14 protein-coding genes, 1 tRNA gene and 1 pseudogene are annotated in these 16,259 nt (G+C 71.8%); 3 read left to right on the plus strand and 13 right to left on the minus strand.

From position 1 onward, the window contains the following. Window positions 1-244: 244 nt before the first annotated feature. The 6 genes and pseudogenes from ACH4ZX_RS20550 to ACH4ZX_RS20575 all read right to left on the minus strand — a co-directional run bounded on the left by ACH4ZX_RS20550 (window position 245) and on the right by ACH4ZX_RS20575 (window position 5,550). Window positions 245-919, minus strand: a complete 675-nt coding sequence (locus ACH4ZX_RS20550) for a fasciclin domain-containing protein (protein WP_398274429.1) — start codon at window positions 917-919, stop codon at window positions 245-247. Between the two features lie 116 nt (window positions 920-1,035). Further along, on the minus strand, window positions 1,036-2,667 hold the full coding sequence (locus tag ACH4ZX_RS20555) for a molybdopterin-dependent oxidoreductase (protein WP_398274432.1): 1,632 nt from the start codon (window positions 2,665-2,667) through the stop codon (window positions 1,036-1,038). Window positions 2,668-3,081: 414 nt separating this feature from the next. Then, entirely contained in the window at window positions 3,082-3,360 is a 279-nt protein-coding gene (locus ACH4ZX_RS20560) for a hypothetical protein (protein ID WP_360759593.1), read from the minus strand. 154 nt (window positions 3,361-3,514) lie between these two features. Then, entirely contained in the window at window positions 3,515-3,655 is a 141-nt protein-coding gene (locus ACH4ZX_RS20565; RefSeq protein ID WP_398274435.1) for a hypothetical protein, read from the minus strand. A gap of 335 nt (window positions 3,656-3,990) precedes the next feature. Then, a tRNA-Arg gene (locus tag ACH4ZX_RS20570) sits at window positions 3,991-4,066 on the minus strand. 724 nt (window positions 4,067-4,790) lie between these two features. Beyond that, a pseudogene (locus tag ACH4ZX_RS20575) lies at window positions 4,791-5,550 on the minus strand (MBL fold metallo-hydrolase). A 92-nt stretch (window positions 5,551-5,642) separates the two neighbouring features. Between ACH4ZX_RS20575 and ACH4ZX_RS20580 the strand changes: the two are divergent. Both ACH4ZX_RS20580 and ACH4ZX_RS20585 read left to right on the plus strand, forming a co-directional pair. Continuing rightward, window positions 5,643-6,230 carry a CGNR zinc finger domain-containing protein gene (locus tag ACH4ZX_RS20580; RefSeq protein WP_398274438.1) on the plus strand — a complete coding sequence of 196 codons (588 nt, stop codon included), beginning with the start codon at window positions 5,643-5,645 and terminating at the stop codon, window positions 6,228-6,230. Window positions 6,231-6,693: 463 nt separating this feature from the next. Further along, entirely contained in the window at window positions 6,694-7,266 is a 573-nt protein-coding gene (locus ACH4ZX_RS20585; RefSeq protein WP_398274441.1) for a MarR family winged helix-turn-helix transcriptional regulator, read from the plus strand. Between the two features lie 36 nt (window positions 7,267-7,302). Here ACH4ZX_RS20585 and ACH4ZX_RS20590 read toward each other — a convergent pair whose 3' ends face one another. The 5 genes from ACH4ZX_RS20590 to ACH4ZX_RS20610 are packed head-to-tail and all read right to left on the minus strand — an operon-like array spanning window position 7,303 to window position 13,553. Continuing rightward, the gene (locus ACH4ZX_RS20590; RefSeq protein WP_398274443.1) at window positions 7,303-9,771 is read right to left on the minus strand and encodes a SpoIIE family protein phosphatase; all 2,469 of its coding nucleotides are present in this window, start codon (window positions 9,769-9,771) and stop codon (window positions 7,303-7,305) included. Window positions 9,772-9,799: 28 nt separating this feature from the next. After that, window positions 9,800-10,399: a TetR/AcrR family transcriptional regulator gene (locus ACH4ZX_RS20595; RefSeq protein ID WP_398274446.1), complete on the minus strand. Its 600-nt coding sequence runs from the start codon at window positions 10,397-10,399 to the stop codon at window positions 9,800-9,802. Between the two features lie 46 nt (window positions 10,400-10,445). Beyond that, on the minus strand, window positions 10,446-11,348 hold the full coding sequence (locus ACH4ZX_RS20600) for a hypothetical protein (protein ID WP_398274449.1): 903 nt from the start codon (window positions 11,346-11,348) through the stop codon (window positions 10,446-10,448). Between the two features lie 7 nt (window positions 11,349-11,355). Continuing rightward, window positions 11,356-12,066: a gamma-glutamyl-gamma-aminobutyrate hydrolase family protein gene (locus ACH4ZX_RS20605; protein ID WP_398274452.1), complete on the minus strand. Its 711-nt coding sequence runs from the start codon at window positions 12,064-12,066 to the stop codon at window positions 11,356-11,358. Then, entirely contained in the window at window positions 12,063-13,553 is a 1,491-nt protein-coding gene (locus ACH4ZX_RS20610) for an aldehyde dehydrogenase (protein ID WP_398274455.1), read from the minus strand. The genes ACH4ZX_RS20605 and ACH4ZX_RS20610 overlap by 4 nt, the downstream gene beginning before the upstream one ends. 117 nt (window positions 13,554-13,670) lie before the next feature. On the opposite strand from ACH4ZX_RS20610, the gene ACH4ZX_RS20615 reads away from it, so the two are divergent. Then, entirely contained in the window at window positions 13,671-14,381 is a 711-nt protein-coding gene (locus ACH4ZX_RS20615; RefSeq protein ID WP_398274458.1) for a type 1 glutamine amidotransferase, read from the plus strand. Between the two features lie 25 nt (window positions 14,382-14,406). Here the strand turns inward: ACH4ZX_RS20615 and ACH4ZX_RS20620 are convergent, their stop codons facing one another. Then, window positions 14,407-14,559, minus strand: coding sequence for a hypothetical protein (locus ACH4ZX_RS20620; protein WP_398274461.1), 153 nt, complete (start codon window positions 14,557-14,559; stop codon window positions 14,407-14,409). A 74-nt stretch (window positions 14,560-14,633) separates the two neighbouring features. Beyond that, on the minus strand, window positions 14,634-16,088 hold the full coding sequence (locus ACH4ZX_RS20625) for an APC family permease (protein WP_398274463.1): 1,455 nt from the start codon (window positions 16,086-16,088) through the stop codon (window positions 14,634-14,636). Window positions 16,089-16,259: the final 171 nt, after the last annotated feature.

Here is a 16,259-nt window from a genome sequence, read left to right on the forward strand (position 1 = left end):
GCGGGCCGCCGCGCGGCCGCGCTCCGTTTGCTGGGCGGGGGGGGGGCGGGGGGGGCCCCGGCGGGGGGGGGGGGCGGGGGGGGGGGGGGGGGGGCCCCCCCCCCCCCGGCCCCGCAGAGGAGGGGTATCCGCCGGGTCCCGCCGGTCGGGCGGTCGGCGGACACCCCGGCACGAGGGGCGCACCGGCCGGCCGCTCCCGTCAGGTCGACCGCGCGAGGCCCGCCTCCCCCGGCCGGCAGGTAGGTCAGCTCGCGGGCATGAGGACGCTGTCGATGATGTAGACGTTGGCGTTGGCGGTCTTGACGTTGCCGCAGACGACCTTCGCGGAGTCGTTCACGGTGTAGGACTCGCCCGAGCCGGAGGTCGTCACCTTCGACTTCTCCAGCGTGTCGAAGGAGCCGTTCTCCAGGTCCTTCGGGGTCAGCTTCTGGCCGACGACGTGGTAGGTGAGGATCTTCGTCAGCTGGGCCTTGTCGTTGAGGACCTTGTCCAGGGTCGCCTTCGGGATCTTCTTGAAGGCGTCGTTGGTCGGCGCGAACACGGTGATGTTCTGGGCGTTGTTGAGGGTGTCGACCAGCCCGGCCTTCTTCACCGCCGAGACCAGCGTGGACAGAGCGGGGTTGTTGGACGCCGCGGTGGCCACCGGGTCCTTGGCCATGCCGTCGAAGGAACCCGCACCGTCCTCCGGCACCGCGGAACAGGCGGGACCGAAGGGCTGGTCCATGCCGGTCGCGCCGCTGCCCGAACCGCCCATGTCCTCGCTGCTCTTGGAGGCCGAGGCCGACGCCGGCGCCTTGTCGGAGGAGCCGGCGGAGTCGGACGTGCCCGAGTCACTGCTGCCGGAGCAGGCGGTCAGGGTCAGGGGGAGCACGGTGACGGCGGCGAGGAGGCCGGTGGCGAGGCGGAAACGGATGTTCATCATCTTCTCCTGTTGAAGGGCGCAGCGCGGTACGGCTGCGTTCGGGGGGAATGGAAAGGTGGTTCAGACGGCCGCAAGGCGCTGTCGGAGGTGGCCACGCGGTGGCGACTCGACGATCACTCGACGGTCACGACCACGGAGTGCCATCCGCTGGCGCCGTCGGGGACGGTCCGGGTGCGTTTCTCCGTCTGCACGCTGCCGGTGCGGTCGGTGGCGCGCACGGTGAGGGTGTGACCGCCCTTGGCGGCCTGCCAGGGAAAGGACCACTGGCGCCAGGTGTCGCGGGAGTCCTCGGCGGCCAGCCGAGCCTCCTGCCAGGGCCCGTCGTCGACGCGGACCTCGACCCTGTCGATGCCGCGGTGCTGTGCCCAGGCGACACCGGCCACCATCACCGTGCCGGACCGGGGCCGGGCGAACGGCTTGGGGGTGTCGATCCGTGACCCGGTCTTGACCGGAGCCCGGCGCGCCCAGCCCCGCTTGACCCAGTACGGGTCGTAGGCATCGAAGGTGGTGAGCTCGATGTCCTCGATCCACTTGCAGGCGGAGACGTACCCGTACAGGCCGGGGACGACCATCCGGACGGGAAAGCCGTGCTCGAAGGGCAGCGGCTCGCCGTTCATGCCGAGGGCGAGCATCGCGTCGCGGCCGTCCATCACCTCCTCGAGCGGGCTGCCGAGCGTCATGCCGTCCACCGACCGGGCCACCAGTTGATCCGCCGGCCCGCCCCGGGAGGGCGGTTCGACGCCGCATTCGGCGAGCAGGTCGGCCAGGGGTACGCCGATCCAGCGGGCGTTGCCCACATACGGCCCGCCGACCTCGTTCGACACGCACGTCAAGGTGATGTCCCGTTCGATCAACTCCCTGCGCAGCAGGTCGTCGAAGGAGTAGGTGACGGGCAGCCGCACCCCCTTGCCGTGGACCCGCAGCCGCCACCTCGTGGCATCCACCTTCGGCACCACGAGAGCGGTGTCCACGCGGTAGAAGTCCTCGTTCGCGGTGACGAAGGGGCTGATTCCGGCGATCCGCAGCCCGGCCCTCCCGGGTACCGGCAGCGCCGGTGACCCGGGAAGCGGCAGAACGAGCCGCTCGCGCGAGGCGATCGCGTCTTGCCCGCGCGCACCGTTCAGCGAACGGCCGACCGTGCCCGCCACGGCGGAAGCGGCGGCGGTGGATGCGGCCGCGAGGACGAACCCCCGACGATCCCACGCCTGGAAGCGAGAACCGTCTTCCGTCGTGCGGGCCGGGGCCGCCCCGGCCACCGGCGCAGCCGACCGCCTCCCCGCCGCCAACCGTCCCACCAGGACATGCAGCAGAAGCGCTCCGGCAACGGCACCCACGACGGAGGGCAAGGCGTCGGTGACGCCGCCGGAGTCGGGCCGGCTGATGGCGGCACCGGCCCCGACGACCCCGAAGAGAAGGACCCCGGCCGCTCCGACCCGCCTGAACCGCACCGCCAGCACACCCAGCGCCAGGGCCAGCACCGCCAGCACGGCGAGGATGCCCAACTGCAGCACGAGCTTGTCGTCGGTGCCGAAGCGGCGGATCGCCCAGTCCTTCACCGGCGCGGGAGTGCGGTCGATCACCGCGCCCCCCACCGCGACGACCGGACTGGACTGCGGACGCACGGCTGCCGCCACCAACTCGGCGACAGCCAGCGCGGCGACGCCGGCCAGAGCCCCGCTCAGCGCACCCAGCACCAGGCGCGGCGGCCCCGGCCTCACCCGCGGTTCCTTCTCCTCATCCCTCACGCGGGGAATCCGTCTCCGCCACCCGAGCGGATTGGTCCCACACCCGATCAGGTGAAAAGAGATCTCACACCAATCCGCCCCGCTCTCCGCAACGGATTACCTGGTCGTCTCGCGGCGGCATGCGGGACGCCGCGACGCACTGCGGCCAGCCGCAGACGCGCTGGGGTACCTGAGATGGAACCCAGTCCCCAGGACGGACCCGCCAATGCTGCGACTGCGCCACATGCCACCGCCCGCCCCCGCGCTGACGCAGGCTTTACCGAAGGCCGGGGTTCAGCAGGCCGACGCCCGGCGGTGGCGAGTTCGACGTCGGACAGTGTCTTCCACGGACGCTGGTGAGAGCCCTGCGCACCCAGATGCCTGAGCAGCGGCACGCCCGCCCCCATGGCCCGAGGGCGGGCGCGCGCTACTGGCTCAGCTGGCCTTCTGCTTTTCTCGCATTTCGTGGACGTTGGCGGCGGTGAGGGTGCCGTCTTGCAGTTCGTAGTGCGAGAGGGCGAGGCCGAGGCCGAAGAAGGTGGGTGCCCATTCGCCGACGAAGATGCCCCATCGGTCGGCTCGGTCGAGGCCTCTGCCGGATTCGGCTTTGAGGCTGCCGGCCCAGGCGGCGATGCTGAAGCCGATGGAGGCGAGGCCCGCCGTGTAGGCGTGTTCGCTGCGGATGCCCATTTCGTGCATCTTCTTGATGATCATTCGATGGGTCTCCGTTCTGTCGGGTTCCCTGAAGCGAGTCCCCTGCCTGCGTGACTCTTATGCGTCGATTTATCACACTTTAGCCGCTGCCTGCTTCCTGTGCCGCTCGTAGGCTGGTGAGGCTAGGGGCTGGTGTCTCGTGATCCTGTTCATGTCAGTTCAAGTTGTTATTGACGAGTTTCTTCATGTTGGTCGCGACGAGCCTGACCTTCGCGAGGACCTCGCCGGCGGTTGCGGTCCAGGTGAACGGTTTCGCGCTCTCGTTCCAGGTGGTGTAGCTCAGCCCGGTACGCATAGCCGTCGTTGCCTGACCCCGTGGTGTCGTAGGGCTGGGGCTGGCGGAAGCGCCCGTCGAGCAGTGCGGCTGCCCGTCGGTTGCCCTCCCAGGTTTTTACGCAGCTGCGTCCTGCGGTGCGGAGAGCGCGGCCGTGCCGGCCCCAGATCTCGGGGCCGGAGGCGCCCACCCCTACGCCGACTGCGCGAAGGCCGGGGCGAAACCGGCGGAGACGCCCAGCGCCCAGGGAGGATCTTGCCCGATGGCGCGTTCCCATTCGTTCCCATGGAAGGCCAAAAAGCCCCTCGGGGATCACTTCCGAGGGGCCTTTCTCATGCATCGTGCCTGTTCAGGCATGGTGCCCCCGGCAGGATTCGAACCTGCGACACCCGCTTTAGGAGAGCGGTGCTCTATCCCCTGAGCTACGAAGGCGGGGATGTGAGGGCGAAGGTGTTGCAGACCCGCCCGCATCGGACGGACCCTGACCCCTGAGGGCCCAGACATCCACAGGGCACCCCACCGGAGTGGTGCGCCGCGCACAGTCTAGCGGTTGCGGCAGTGCGGCGCCGAGGTGTGGTGCTGTTGTGCGGCCGCCCCTGTACAGGCCGCTGGAGCGTGTCGTGCCGTGACGTGCGCCGACCGGCCTTGTGGCTGCCGCGTCCGGCGGGCGAAGGTCGGACAGGAGGCGGCGGCCTGTCCACGCCGCGCCGTCTTCGAGGCGTAGGTTGATCGTGCCGCGGTGGGGGCGGGCTGGCTGCATTGCCCTGTGAGGTCAGGAACGCGGCCGACGGGTGGTCGGCCCTTGAGCGCGGTGTGTCCGCGGTGGTGGTTGCGGGTGTGCAGCCACTGTGGGAAGGCTTCGCGGCGCTCTGCTTCTGACCTGTAGGGGCGGGCATGGGCCCACTCGTCGAGCAGGGTGCGGCTGAGGCGTCGACCTTGCCGTTCGCCTGCGGCCGGTAGGGCCGGGACCGTTGTTGGGCGATCCCGGCCGCTGCCAGGGCGTCGTGCCGGTCGCGTGAGCGGTGGCAGGGGCGATATCGGTCGATGCCCGCTCGACGGTGATCGCGGCCTGGGCGAAGAAGGCGTGGGCCCGCTGCCGGAAGCCGGTGGCGGGCTCCTTCTTCTCGTCCGCGTGGATCTCGCCGCTGGAGAACGCTCAGCGCTCCAGGAGCGACGTCAGGCCGGCCTCGGCGAAGGCGGCGACGAACTCCTCCCGGCCTTCGGTGAAGTGTCCCCAGCTGTCGACATGCGCCGGGATGACCTCGCGTGCCTTCAGGATCTGTGCGGCCTGGGCGGCCTGCGCGGCGTCCAGGGTGAGCAGTGCGCCGTCGAACAGGGGGGTGCGGGCGGCGCCGGCGAACAGGATCGCCGTGTCGATCGGGGCGAATCGTGCCGCGATCTCGCCAACGACGTCCAGTGAGGCGTTGTCCCCGCTGATGTAGACGGTGGGCAGGCCGGAGCCGGTGAGCACGAAGCCCACCACCTCGCCGGTGAAGGGCTCGCAGCCCTCGGGGCCGTGCAGGGCAGGCACCGCAGTGACGGTCACCGTGCCGCCTTCCGGGCGCTCGAGGTGCCGGGTCTGCCAGGGGCTGAGGCCGATGGCGTTGCCGCCCAGACGTGCGGCGCCACTGGTGGTGGTGAACACCACGGGCGCTGTCGGAAGCAGTGCGCGACCCGAGTGGTCGAGGTTGTCCGGGTGTTCGTCGTGCGAGAGGAGGACGGCGTCCAGGGCTCCGAACAGCGGAGGGGGCGACGGCCGAGGCCGCGGTTTTCGCCAGGAACTGGCCGGGGCCGACCTCGTACTCCTGGGGGTCGTCGAAGGTCGGGTCGGTCAGCAGGCGCAGTCCCCCGTACTCGATGAGCACGGTGGGGCCGCCGAAGACACGGACGTGGACCAGGCTGCCGGCGTCAGACATGACAGGTTTCTCCTCACGGGAAAATGAATCATTAGGCGTGAGATGACTGTAGGCCCTCTCTCACGGAAGAAACAAGTGGCTACCATGAGGTGATGAAGGCACAGGAACAGTGGCGGCCCCTGCCACCCGCACCGGGAAGCGTTGATCACCCGGGGATCGGACTGGCCAACACCCTGCAGGTCTTCTCGCAGGGGACGTATGACCTCCTCGCCGACCACAGGGGCGCCTCCCTGTGGGCGGTCGAGAGCGGCCTCGCCGGACAAGGGACGCTGCTCGGCGACCCGTGCACGGGCCGCCTGCGGACGCTGAGGCACCACGTCCGGCAACTGTTCACGGCGGCGGTTGCGCGGACGGAGCCGCCCGCAGCGTCCATCGACGCCGTCAATTCCGCGATCAGGTCGGCCCCCAGCAACTCACAGCTGGCCTGGGATGCCGAGCGGGGAATGCATCGGGTCGTGTCGCACCCGCTGGACGAGCTGACCGACTACCTGTTGGCCGCGGTCGCCCGCGACGCGGTGGAGCTGCTGTGCGGCCCGGACGCACCGAAGCTCGCGGCGTGCGGCGCGAGTCCCTGCAGCCGCTTCTACCTGCGCACGCACGGAGCGCGGCAGTGGTGCTCGGTACGCTGCGGGGACCGCGTGCGCGCGGCCCGGGCCTACCGGCGAAAGGGCCCTGCCTGACCCGTTGACGGCCCCCTGGGGGCGAGCAGCCGCATACCTCCGCGGGGCCCGGCGCGCGACGACTCCCGGGGCTGGGACGCGCCGGTGGCAATGCTCTCGCCGGTGGGTGTACCGGGGGCCTGCCCGACGCGCGCACCCCGGCGCGCGCACCCCGATGCCCGGCGCCCTCGCCCTCGCCCTGGCCATGACGCCGGTCGCCGCGGGTTTGTCACGGCGGCCCCGGTGACCGGCAGCGGCCGGGACAGGCCGCGCTCCAGCGGCACGGACAGCACCCCGAGCCTGCAACGTCTCGGGCCGCTCCGGCTGCGCGCCGATCGGCGGCCGGTGCTGCCCGAGGAGTCCGCCACAGCGCTCTCGTCGTCGCGCGAGGTGAGCTCGCCTCCGTGGTCTCGTGCTCGGAACGTGATGTACCGGCACTCCGCGCGCATACAATTTGACTCCGAACGACCGAAGGAGCGTGACTGTGCCAGGCCACCGGTCCATCACCGAAGCGGAGAAGCTGGCAGCGGCGAAGCTCGGCGGGATACCGATCCGTCGCGAACCGATGGCCGTGGTCGCCAACATCTACCGCGCCGCCTCGGCCGTCCGGCAGCACCTGGAGAACTCGGTGCTGCGTGGCGCCGACCTGACCTGGACGGCGTTCGTCGTGCTCTGGGTGGTCTGGGTCTGGGGCGAGTCGGAGACCCGGCACGTCGCCGAGGAGGCGGGCATCTCCAAGGGGACGCTCACCGGGGTCTCCCGGACGCTGGAGGGGCGGGGTCTGGTCAGGCGGGCCGGTCACCCCACCGACGGCAGACTGGTGCTGCTCAGCCTCACCGAGGAGGGCGAGGCGCTGATGCGGCGGCTGTTCCCCCGTTTCAACGAGGAGGAGGCCTTCGTCGCCTCCCGGCTCAGCGACGGGGAGTGCCGCAGTCTCGCCGACGGCCTGCGCCAGGTCGTGCTCCAGGTCGAGGAGAACGGCGACGAACGCCGGCTCGCCCTCCTCGACGGCGCCGAGCCGGCACCGCGCCGCAGCGGACGGCGCCCGAAAGCCTGAGAGAACCGGTCGCCTCTGCGCTTCGGTCCCCCGGATTCAGAAAGCGACCTCCTCGATCGCGTCGCCCCGGAACGCCCCGGGCGACTCGGAGGTGGTCAGCGGTACCTCGGTCCAGATCGTCTTGCCGGCCGGCGTGTAGCGGGTTCCCCAGCGTTCGGTCAGCTGTGCCACCAGGAACAGGCCCCGGCCGCCCTCGTCCTCCGTCGCGGCCCGCCGCAGGTGCGGGGAGGTGTGGCCGCCGTCCGAGACCTCGACGATCAGCCCGCGCTCGCGGATGAGCCGCAGGCGGACCGGCGCGCCGCCGTACCGGACGGCGTTGGTGACCAGTTCGCTGACGACGAGTTCGACGACGAAGGCCACGTCGTCCGGCACGTCCCACTCGGTCAGCCGGCCGCGGGCGAGTGCCCGAGCGTGGGCCACCTCTCCCGGGTCGGCGGAGATGTCCCAGGTCGCCACCAGGTGCCCGGGCAGGGCGTGCACCCGGACCAGGAGCAGGGTCGCGTCGTCCTCGGGAAGCTGGGGCATGCCTCCGACGACTGCGCCGCAGGTCTCGTCCAGCGGGCCGGACCCCGGACCGGCGAGCCGGTCGCACAGTGCGCGGACGCCGACGTCGATGTCCCGTTCGCGGCTCTCGACGAGGCCGTCGGTGAACAGGGCCAGCGTGCTGCCCTCCGGCATTTCGAGGGTGAGGCTTTCGAAGGGCAGGCCGCCCAGGCCCAGTGGTGGCCCAGCGGGCAGGTCCACAAGCTCGGCGTGCCCGTCGGGGGTGGCCAGCACCGGGGGCAGATGGCCCGCGCGGGCCATGACACAGGTCCTGGAAACCGGGTCGTAGACGGCGTACAGGCAGGTCACGCCGAGCGCCTGGTCCTCCACCTCGCTTCCGGCGCCCGTCGGCTGCGGCGCGCCGGGGCGTGCCACCAGATCGTCCAGGCGGGCCAGCAGCTCCTCCGGTGGCAGGTCGAGCGCCGCGAGGGCGGCGACGGTGGTGCGCAGTCGCCCCATCGTGGCGGCCGCGCCGAGACCATGGCCCGCCACGTCTCCTACGACCAGGCCCACCCGGGCTCCGGAGAGCGGGATCACGTCGTACCAGTCCCCGCCGACGCCGGCCGGTCCCGCCGCGGGCAGATAGCTGTGGGCGACCTCGACGCCGGCCGGCCGGGGCAGGACACGCGGCAGCAGTTCGCGCTGCAGGGTCAGCGCGGTCATGTGCTCGCGGGTGTAGCGGCGGGCGTTGTCCAGGCAGACGGCGGTTCGGGACACCAGTTCCCCGGCGAGCGCCGTCTCCTCGTCGTCGAAGGGATCGCGCGGCGCGGTACGTGCGAAGACCACCGCACCCAGCACAGCGCCCCGGGCTGTCAGCGGCACGGCGAGCGCGCCCGTGGCCGGATCGGTGACCGGGGCGCCGTCCGCCAGGCAGCGCAGCCGTGCGGCGTCCACCGTGCCGGGGGCGTCCACGACCGCGCCGGACACCTCGTCGCGCGCCTGCCTCGCCATCCGGCGCAGATCGGGAGCCGGCACGCTCTCTAGGCCGACGGGCGGGGGTTCAAGACCGTTCAGGACCGGTTCGAGCAGGTCCACGCGGAGCGCGTCGGCGAACTCGGGGACCACGAGCCGGGCCAGTTCCTCCGCGGTACCCCTGATGTCCAGGGTCCGCCCGATGCTGCCGCTCGCCCGGCTCAGCAGGGCCAGGCGCTGCCGTGCCACGTAACGGTCGGTGATGTCGAGGCCGACCTCGCAGACGCCGACCGCCCGGTCGGCCTCGTCCCGCAGCAGGAAGTAGGAGAGGGACCAGACGCGCTGGTGGTGGGGGTCGAGAAGGGTCGGGCTGCGGTAGTGGACGTCGATCACCGGCTCACCGGTGCGCAGCACCTGGAATATCGGCTGCTCGATGTCCTCGTCCGTGCGACCGTACTCGGTGAGCAGCACGCCCTCCGGGAGGATGTCGCGGACGAGGCGTCCCGTGACCTCCTCCAACGTCACGCCGAACTGCTTTTCGATGGCCGTATTGATCCACCGGACCCGGGCGTCGGTGTCGTAGATGACCAGCTGCACCGGTGACTGGTCGTAGAGACCCGCGAGCACGGCCCGGTCGATGGCGCGCTGCCGCAGCCTGTCCAGGCACATCGCCACCATGAGCCAGGCCGCCCCGCCCGTGCCGTGGGCGAGCGGATCGAGGGTCAGGGCCACGGGCACGAGGTGTCCCCTGCGGTGGCGCACCGACCGGATGCCGTACGAACCGGGGCTGCCCGTGGCCGGGGCGGGTCCGGTGTCCGTCAGGGTGTCCGCCAGGACGGCGTCGGCGGAACGGCCCAGCACCTCGTCCGGCCGGTATCCGAACAGGGCCTCCGCCTCGGGGCTCCACCCGATGAACCGCATCCGTTCGTCCAGTACCGCGGTCGCCCGCCCGGCGGTCAGCGAGCCGGGGCCCGGTCCCCGGCCGGGCCCGGACCGTTCCGGCTCCGGCGATTGCGGTCCCGCTCGCTGCGGGCTGATGTGACCTGTCATGGCTGATACCAGTCGTACGGGCTTTCAATCAGTTCAATGTACTGCCGGACGGCTGCTGCGCGCAGTGCGCCGCGAGGAGCCGGCGCAGGGCCGCGACTCCTTCCTCCGTGCGCCGCGCGTCTCCCGAGGTGACCTGGTGGAAGACCAGCCCCTCCAGGGCTGCGAAGACGATCTCCGCCAGATCCGGGGACACACCGAAGCAGTCCAGCGCCTCGCGGACGGCGTCGCGGTAGGCCCCGTAGAGGGCGTCGACATGCCGCTGCAGTTCGGGCCTGCGGCCCGCTTCCAGTTTCAGCTCGTACTGGAACGCCTGCAGGTCCGGATCCGCTCCGATGAAGTCGGCCAGCGTCCCTGCGAAGTCCTCCAGCCTGCCGCTGGCGGGCACCAGCGACGACGTCTCGATGCTGCGCCTGACCGCCCGGCACAGGGCCTGCTCGAGCAGGGCGTCGCGCGAGCCGAAGTGGTGGACGACCAGACCATGGGTCACGCCCGCCTCGGCGGCGACGGACCGGTAGGTCAGTTTCCGCGGGCCGCCCCGGGCCACGACCCTGATCGCCGCCGCGAGCAGCGCGTCGCGGCCTCCGCCGTGTTCCGGGTGACGCCGGTCGATCTCGACATGGGCCGTCACGTCCATCCCCTTCCGTATGCTTTCTCGGCATGCACGAGGTGATCGGTTACCTGCGGCTCCAGTAGGTGTAGCGCTCCACCGGATCCCCGTCGTGCCCCCACGGCCAAGCGGTGACCAGGCCGCCGATGGCGTCGAAGACCGGGGCCGCGTCCCCGGGGCGTAACGCCCGCGCCAGGGCGTACGCGAGCAGCCCGAGGTCGGCGACCACGGCCGCGTGGCGCGGATGGGAGGGGCGGAGCCAGTGGTCCAGGGCCTGGTCCAGCAGGGGTGCCACGTGCGGCTGGGACCAGTAGCGGCCGAGTCCGATCGCCCGGATGCCGCCGCTGTCGAGGTCGCGGTGGTACTGCCGTACCGCGGCGGTCAGTGGCAGGCAGGCCGCCGGTACCCCGTACGGCATGACGGCGATGACGTCCTCCACGAAGTCGCGCAGCGCCATCTGGCTGCCCTGCTCCTCCGGCGAGAGGTACCCCAGCATCTGGAGGTGGGCTTCGCGGTGCCAGGGGTCGCGGGCGTGGATCTCCCGCCAGACCGGGGTGAGTTCGGTGCTGGGGCGGGCCAGCAGCCGCAGCGCCGCCAGCGCCCCGACCCATGGGGTCGGATCGCCCGGGAGCGCATCGGCGGCGAGCCGGAAGGCCGCCGTCGCAGCCCTCGGATCGGCGGGCAGTTCGGACCAGCCGTGCAGGAGCAGCGCGTCCGGGTCCCGGGGCCGCCGCAGCCGCCAGCCGCGGGCGAGGGCGGGCGCGGCTGCGGCGAGTACCCGCACGCGATGGCAGCGGCGGTCCCAGTCGTCACGGGTGTCCTGCAGCAGCCGCTCCACCTGGGCGATGACAAGGTCCTGGGGCCCCGGCCCCCGAGCGGAGCCGACGGCCTTCAGGACGCGGCCGAGGGCGGTGTCGTCGAGTTCCGGAGCGAGGCGGGGCGCCTGCTGTCCGCGGCGGAAGAACGCCATGGCGGGGTCACCGTCTGTCGTGAGCGGCTCGGACCAGGGCGTCGAAGATGCCCTGCTGGGCGGGGTCTTCGTGGGCGGTGTCCTCCGGGTGCCACTGGACGGCGGTGAACCAGCCCGGGAAGCGGGGCAGTTCGAGCCCCTCCACGGTGCCGTCGGCGGCCCGCGCGGTGATCGTCAGTCCGAACCCGGGCCGGTCCACCCGCTGGTGGTGGTAGCAGGAGACCTCGACCTTCTGCGCGCCCGCGGCTCGCTCCAGGAGGGTGCCGTGCTGTATCGCCACCGGGTGCACGACGTGCCGGTGCTCACGCTCGGGGCCGCCCATGTCCTGTTCCAGGGTGCCGCCGAGGGCCACGTTGACGACCTGCAGGCCTCGGCAGACCGCCAGCAGGGACAGGCCGCGGTCCAGTGCGGTACGGGCGACTTCGAGGTCGAAGAGGTCCTGGAGTTCGTCCACGTCGTACACGCTGCCGTGGGTGTCGGTGGCGCCGTAGCGGTGCGGGGCGAGGTCGCCGCCGCCGGGGAGCAGGACGCCGTCGAAGCGTGCGAGGCGGGCCGCCACGTCGTGCTCGGCGGGATCGGCCGGGTGGATGGTCGCCGGTTCGCCACCCGCCCGCCACACGGCCTCGATCAGGGCGCGGGCGTTGACCTCGGCGGCGTACCTGAGCGCGGAGGTCGTCGCGGAGAAGCGGGCGGGGATCGCGATCAGAGGTCGGGTCACAGCTGGATCCAGGTCGTCTTGAGTTCGGTGTACTTCTCGATGGCGTGGACGGACTTGTCCCGCCCGTTGCCCGACTGCTTCATGCCGCCGAAGGGCACGGTCAGGTCGCCCTCCTCGTAGCAGTTGACCCACACCGTGCCGGCCTTGAGCGCGCGGGAGACCTTGTGGGCGGTGGACAGGTCGGAGGTCCACAGGCCGGCGGCGAGGCCGTACTCGGTGGCGTTGGCCAGGCGCACCGCCTCGTCCAGGTCGTCGAAGGCGAGGACGGACAGGACCGGGCCGAAGATCTCCTCGCGGGCCAGTCGCATGCCGGGGTCCACGTGATCGAAGACGGTCGGCTCCAGGAAGCTGCCACCCGTGTCGGTGAGGGTGCGGGAGCCGCCGGTGAGCAGCCGGGCGCCCTCGGCCAGGCCGGTGCCGATGTGGTCCTGGACGCGCTTGAGGTGGGCCTCGCCGACCAGGGCGCCCATCTCGGTGGCGGGGTCGAGGGGGTCGCCGACGCGCAGCTCGCGTGCCCGCCGGACGATCGCCTCGGTGACGCGAGCGGCGACGGAGGAGTGCACGAGCAGCCGGGAGGGCGCGGTGCACATCTCGCCCTGGTTGAAGAAGATGCCCCAGGCGGCCGTGGCGGCCGCCGCATCCAGGTCAGGGGCGTCCGGGAGGATGATGTTGGGTGACTTGCCGCCCAGCTCCAGCCACACCCGCTTCAGGTTGGAGTCGGCCGCATAGCGCAGGAAGTGGCGGCCGACGGCGGTGGAACCGGTGAACGCCAGCACGTCCACATCGGGGTGCGACCCCAGTGCCCGCCCGGCCACCGGTCCCTTGCCGTTGACGACGTTGAGCACCCCCGGCGGCAGTCCGGCCTCGGTGGCGATCCGGCCCAGCAGCAGCGCGGACAGCGGCGAGTTCTCCGACGGCTTCAGCACGACCGTGCAGCCGGCCGCCAGAGCCGGAGCCACCTTCCAGCCGGCCAGGGTCAGCGGGAAGTTCCACGGAACGACGGCACCCACGACACCGGCCGGCTCCCGGGTGACCAGGGCGAGGGCGTCGGGGGAGGTGTGCGGCGACTCGTCGGTGAGTTTGTCCGCCAGCTGCCCGTACCAGCGGAAGGTGTTGATGACCGCGCGGAGCTCGATCCCGTACGCGTCGGTGACGGGCTTGCCCATCTCCAGGCTGACGGTGAGGGCGATCTCCTCGCGTCGTTCCTGGAGCAGGTCGGCGATGCGCACCAGCACGCGGCCCCGCTCGGCCGGCGCCAGCCACGGCCACGGGCCGGTGTCGAAGGCACGGCGGGCGGCGGCCACGGCCGCGTCCACCTCGGCGGTGCCACCGTCGGCGACCTGGGTCAGCACATGCCCGTCCCGGGGGGAGACGGCACCGAAGGCCGACCCGCCACCGCCCTCGTCGGCGCCGTCGATGTGATGGGCGCCGGAGATGTCGAGGGACTTGGCGCGGCGCTGCCACTCCTCGTGGGTGACGTCCAGCATGCGGGACCTCCAGGAAGATTATTTGTACCCAAACGATAAGGTGTGCGGTGAGCCGTCACAAGGGCTCAGGGATCGTTCCGGCAGGCCTGCGGGCCCTCGGGGAAGGGAGCAACCACCGTGCGCGCACTCGTCGTCCAGCACGACCACGTGACGGAGCCGGGTCTGATCGGAGCCCGGCTCGTGGAGCGTGGATACGACCTCACCGCCGTCACCGTCGTACCCGAGGAGCACCACCACGCGCCGGACGTGACCTTCGACTTCCCCGACGCCGACGGCTGGGACCTGATCGTGTCGCTCGGCGCTCCCTGGTCGGTGTACGACGAGACGGCCGTCGGCCCCTGGATCGAGGGCGAGCTGGCCCTGCTGCGCAAGGCCCACCACCTCGGTGTCCCGGTGCTCGGCGTCTGCTTCGGCGCGCAGGCGCTGGCCACCGCGCTCGGCGGCTCGGTCGCGGCGGCATCGCGCCCCGAGATCGGCTGGGTCGAGGTCGACACCGACGAGCCCTCCCTGATCGGCCCCGGTCCCTGGTTCCAGTGGCACTTCGACCGCTGCCTGCTGCCGCCCGGGGCGGAGGAGGTGGCCCGCAACTCCGTGTGCCCGCAGGCGTTCCGGCTCGGACGGAGCCTGGGGGTGCAGTTCCATCCGGAGACGACGACCGGCGTGGTGCGCCGGTACCTCGAACTCGGTGGTGCCGAGCAGTGCCTGCGGCACGGCGTGGATCCCGGCGAGCTGCTGGACCGGACCCGGGACCTGGAGCCGGTGGCCCGGGCGAACGCCCGCCGCCTGGTCGACGAGTTCCTCGACCGGGCGGCGGGCGCGGCCGGCTGACGTCTCCGCGTCCACCGGCAGGTGCTCAGGCCGCCTCGCCGGGCCCGGGCAGGTCACGTGCGGCGACCTCGCCGACGGGCACCTTCCGGTGCGCCGTCGCCCGGTGTGCCTTCCGGTGCGCCGTCGCCCCGGGCACCTTCCGGTGCGCCGTCACCCCGTCCACCTGGGGCACCTGCACCCCGGCGAGCGTCTCGGGCACCGCGTGCCCGCGGAACGGCGAGGGCGCCCGGGGCCCGCCGCCGGGCGGTGGCCTCACCCGTCGGCCACGGTTCTGTGGGTCAGCCGGGCCACGACGACGCCCAGGACCAGGACGACCGGGACGGTGAGGACCAGCCAGAGGGCGGTGCTTCTCTCGCCTCCGATGAGAGTGGTGAAGTTCTCCAGGATCAGCCAGATCGCACCAGTGATGCCGAGCGCCCCCAGGGTCGGGGCGATCAGGGTGTTCCACGGCCGCGCGTCCAGGCGCCCGCGGCGGAAGAAGGCGACCACGGAGACCGAGGTGAGCAGGTACAGCAGCATGATCCCGAGGACGGCCACCCCGCTGCCCCAGGAGAAGAGCGAGAGGACCGGGTCCTTGCCGGCCAGCGCGAACGGGACGACCAGCAGGAAGGAGATGGCCGTCTGGACCCAGCCGGACACGGCGGGCGAGTGGCGGCGGTTGATGGTCGACAGCCTGCGGGGCAGCAGCCCGTCGCGGCTGAGGGAGAACAGGTAGCGGTTGGCGGAGTTGTGGAAGGCGAGGATGCCGGCGAACAGGGAGGTGGCCAGCAGGACGGGCAGGACATCGTTGACCCAGGCGCCGAACAGGTCGGCGATCGGCGCGAAGACGAAGGCCGTGGAGTCACCGTTCTGCAGCGCCGCGCCCGCGGCCTGGGCCGCCTTCGAGGCCCCGTACGCCGACACCAGCATCCAGGAGGCGAAGGCGAAGAAGCCGGTCACGAGGGCGACGGCCAGATACGTGGCCCGCGGCACGGTCTTGCGCGGTTCGCGCGCCTCCTCGCCGTAGATCGCGGTCGCCTCGAAGCCCACCATCGACGCCACGGCGAACATCAGCGCCACGCCCGGTGCCCCGTCCAGGGCCGCACCCGGCGAGAACGACTGGGCGACGCCGAGTCCCTCGGGCCCGCCGCCCTTGAAGAGGGTGACCAGCGCGAAGACCGCGAGGATGCTGAACTCGGCCAGGACGAAGACCGCCAGCACCTTCGCCCCCATCTCGATGCCCGAGGCGCCCAGCACCTGGACGATCGCCATGGTGACCACGGCACACGTCCACCAGGGCACGTCCGCCCCGGTGTACTGCCCCAGCAGCCCGCTCACGGTCGCGCCGTACAGGCCGTACATCGCGGCCTGGATCGCGCAGTAGGCGAACAGCGCGATCCCGGCACTGCCGGTACCGAGATCCCGGCCGAGCCCCTTGCCGATGTACGTGTAGAAGGCGCCGGCGTCCACGACGTGCCGGCCCATGGCCACGAAGCCGACCGAGAACAGCAGGGTGATCACACCGGCCGCCAGATAGGCGGCAGGGGCGCCGGCGCCGTTGCCGATGGCGACGGCGATGGGCACCGCGCCCGCGACACCGGTGAGCGGTGCCTGGGCGGAGAGGACGAAGAAGAGGATGCCCAGAACGCCGAGCGAATTGGGTTTGAGCTTGCCTGCGGTGGAGGCGTCGGGCGCGGTCTGGTTCTCGACCGCCGTCTGACTGTCCACTCGGATCACCTGCCAGGAGGGAAGAGGGAATCGTTTCAGGCCAAACGAGTTGCCTCATGGTGGGCTGGAACTATCCTTTTGACAAGGGGCCGCGGAGATATTTTCTCCCGGACCTGCGGACGCCGCGACCGCTGCGGAAGCCGGGGCCGTGTCTTGTGCGGCGCAGAAGGA

Source organism: Streptomyces sp. NPDC020490, assembly GCF_044335305.1.
In the GTDB taxonomy this organism is placed as follows: domain Bacteria; phylum Actinomycetota; class Actinomycetes; order Streptomycetales; family Streptomycetaceae; genus Streptomyces.

Bases quoted from the DNA above. Each gene is read 5' to 3' on its own strand.
- ACH4ZX_RS20610 (WP_398274455.1), bottom strand. From the start codon at position 13,553: ATGCTGGACGTCACCCACGAGGAGTGGCAGCGCCGCGCCAAGTCCCTC.
- ACH4ZX_RS20550 (WP_398274429.1), bottom strand. From the start codon at position 919: ATGAACATCCGTTTCCGCCTCGCCACCGGCCTCCTCGCCGCCGTCACC.
- ACH4ZX_RS20600 (WP_398274449.1), bottom strand. From the start codon at position 11,348: ATGGCGTTCTTCCGCCGCGGACAGCAGGCGCCCCGCCTCGCTCCGGAA.
- ACH4ZX_RS20580 (WP_398274438.1), top strand. From the start codon at position 5,643: ATGAAGGCACAGGAACAGTGGCGGCCCCTGCCACCCGCACCGGGAAGC.
- ACH4ZX_RS20590 (WP_398274443.1), bottom strand. From the start codon at position 9,771: ATGACAGGTCACATCAGCCCGCAGCGAGCGGGACCGCAATCGCCGGAG.
- ACH4ZX_RS20560 (WP_360759593.1), bottom strand. From the start codon at position 3,360: ATGATCATCAAGAAGATGCACGAAATGGGCATCCGCAGCGAACACGCC.
- ACH4ZX_RS20565 (WP_398274435.1), bottom strand. From the start codon at position 3,655: ATGCGTACCGGGCTGAGCTACACCACCTGGAACGAGAGCGCGAAACCG.